The organism is Mesorhizobium sp. M2A.F.Ca.ET.039.01.1.1, assembly GCF_003998035.1.
Lineage (GTDB): Bacteria > Pseudomonadota > Alphaproteobacteria > Rhizobiales > Rhizobiaceae > Mesorhizobium.
The window spans coordinates 1-2,398 of sequence record NZ_RZRY01000839.1 but is presented as its reverse complement, the minus strand read 5'-3'; the positions used below and the strand labels follow the sequence as shown (position 1 = coordinate 2,398).

Sequence of the window (2,398 nt, the reverse complement as noted above, 5' to 3'; positions counted from 1 at the left end):
CATCCGAACTGCCCGCCTCAAGGGTCTGTCCTTCGGCAGCGTGGTCGTCAAGCATGCGCTGCGCAACGCTTTGATCGCGCCGTTTACCGTCATCATGCTGCAGTTTCCCTGGCTGCTCACCGGCGTCGTCATCGTCGAGGTGATGTTCCGCTACCAGGGGTTCGGCTATACGCTGGTCGAGGCTGCGGGCAACAACGACATCGACCTGCTGCTCGGCTGCTCGCTGGTTTCGGTGTTCATCGTCTTGATCACGCAGCTCATCTCCGATGTCGGCTACGCGTTCCTCAATCCGCGCATCAGGGTTCAATAAGGGGCAGGGCCGATGCAGACCGAGTATATCAATGCCTTCGACATCGTTGTCGGCGTGCTCTGGCGTTTCTGGCCGGTGTGGATCGCGTTGATCCTGGTGATGGGCGTCAGCTTTGCCTATAAGAAGCGGCTTGGCCTTTACGGCCAGCTCTTTGACAGCGGCGTCGGCATCGCCGGCGTCTTCATCTGCCTGTTCTGGCTGTTCACGGCGATCTTCGCTTCGACCATCTCGCCCTTCGATCCCCTGGCGCAGGTCTCGGTGATGAAGGACGCGCTGCCCGGCGCGATCGAGCCGGCGTCGAAGCTGGTCTATTATTTCGGCGGCGATAAGCTCGCCCGCGACGTGTTCTCGCGCATGGTCTACGGCAGCCAGATCGTGCTGATCATCGCGCCGGCCGCCACCGGCTTCGCGCTCATGGTCGGCATCACGCTCGGCCTGCCGGCCGGCTATTACGGCGGCAGGATTGACACGCTGCTGTCCTTCCTCGCCAATCTGGTGCTGGCTTTCCCGGTGATCCTGTTGTTCTACCTCCTGGTGACACCGGGCATCATGGACACGCCGATCCCCTATGCGATGGCGGGTCTGTTCTTCTTGTTCCCGATCATCTTCTTCAGCGTCCTGTTCTGGACGCGTTTCAAGAACCGGCCGGACCGGCTCTATATCCTGCTCGGTATCACGCTTATCCTCGGTGGCTGGATTTATGTCGGCCTGGTCTTCGACAAGGATCCGCTGCACATTGTCCACATCGATCCCAACCAGCTCAACATCTTCGTGGCGGTGGTGTTCGCTTCCAGCCCCGGCGTGTTCCGCATCGTGCGCGGGCTGACCATGGACATCAAGACGCGCGACTATGTGGCGGCGGCGCAGACGCGCGGTGAATCGCCCTGGTACATCATGCTTTGGGAGATATTGCCCAATGCGCGCGGGCCGCTGATCGTCGATGCGTGCCTGCGCATCGGCTACACGACGATCCTGCTCGGAACGCTCGGCTATTTCGGCCTGGGGCTGGCGCCGGAAAGCCCCGACTGGGGCACCGCGATCAAGGACGCCAGCCGGCTGCTGCGTTCCTTCATCCACCCGGCGCTGCCGCCGACGATCGCCCTGATGTCGTTCGTGCTGGGGCTCAACCTTTTGGCGGACTCGCTGCGCGAACAGTCGATGAAGGATTGATGGCGAGGGCTCAGGCCCTACCTGCTGGAACAATTTAGGATTGGAGCGACCCATGAACGAAGCGGTTCGAGATCCGGCTCAACCCATCATCGAGATCGAGAATCTCTCGATCTCCTTCTTCACCCGCAAGGGCGAGATCCCGGCCGTGATGGATTTCTCCTGCACGGTGATGCCCGGCGAGGCGATGGGCATCGTCGGCGAATCCGGCTGCGGCAAGTCGACGGTGTCGCTCGGCATCATGCGCGACCTCTCCAACATCGGGAAGATCGTCGGCGGGCGCATCAAGTTCCAGGGCAAGGACATGGGCGAGCTCTCCGAGGAGGAGCTGCGCGCCATCCGCGGCAACAAGATCGCCATGATCTACCAGGAGCCGATGGCGAGCCTCAACCCCGCGATGAAGATCGGCCAGCAGCTGATGGAAGTGCCGCTGATCCACGACAAGGTGTCGAAGGAGGAGGCCTACAACAGGGCGCTGGAGATGGTGCGGGCGGTGAGGCTGCCCGACCCGGAGCGCATGATGCGCTCCTATCCGCACCAGCTTTCCGGCGGCCAGCAGCAGCGCATCGTGATTGCCATGGCGCTGTTGTCCAAGCCGGCGCTGCTTCTGCTCGACGAGCCGACCACCGCGCTCGACGTCACCGTCGAGGCGGGCATCGTCGAGCTGGTCAAGGGTCTGGGCGAGAAGTTCGGCACCTCGATGATCTTCGTGTCGCACAATCTCGGCCTGATCCTCGAGACCTGCGACCGTATCACGGTGATGTATTCCGGCGAGGCGGTCGAGACCGGCAAGATCGAGGACGTGTTCGACCGGATGCGCCATCCCTATACGCAAGGGCTGTTCCGCTCGATCCCGCTGCCTGGTGCCGACAAGAACTCGCGGCCGTTGATCTCCATTCCCGGACAGTTGCCGCTGCCGCA

3 protein-coding genes are annotated in these 2,398 nt (G+C 62.3%); all 3 read left to right on the top strand.

The features are described from left to right. Positions 1–310: ABC transporter permease (locus tag EOA24_RS34450; RefSeq protein WP_133374773.1), on the top strand; the 310-nt coding region annotated here is incomplete at its 5' end. Positions 311–322: 12 nt separating this feature from the next. Next, complete coding sequence (locus EOA24_RS34445) at positions 323–1,480, top strand: ABC transporter permease (RefSeq protein WP_126081936.1); 1,158 nt, start codon at positions 323–325, stop codon at positions 1,478–1,480. Between the two features lie 52 nt (positions 1,481–1,532). Further along, a partial coding sequence (locus EOA24_RS34440; RefSeq protein ID WP_133374772.1) for an ABC transporter ATP-binding protein occupies positions 1,533–2,398 on the top strand: 866 nt, incomplete at its 3' end.

Coding starts and splice junctions, on each gene's coding strand:
- EOA24_RS34445 (WP_126081936.1), top strand. CDS start 323: ATGCAGACCGAGTATATCAATGCCTTCGACATCGTTGTCGGCGTGCTC.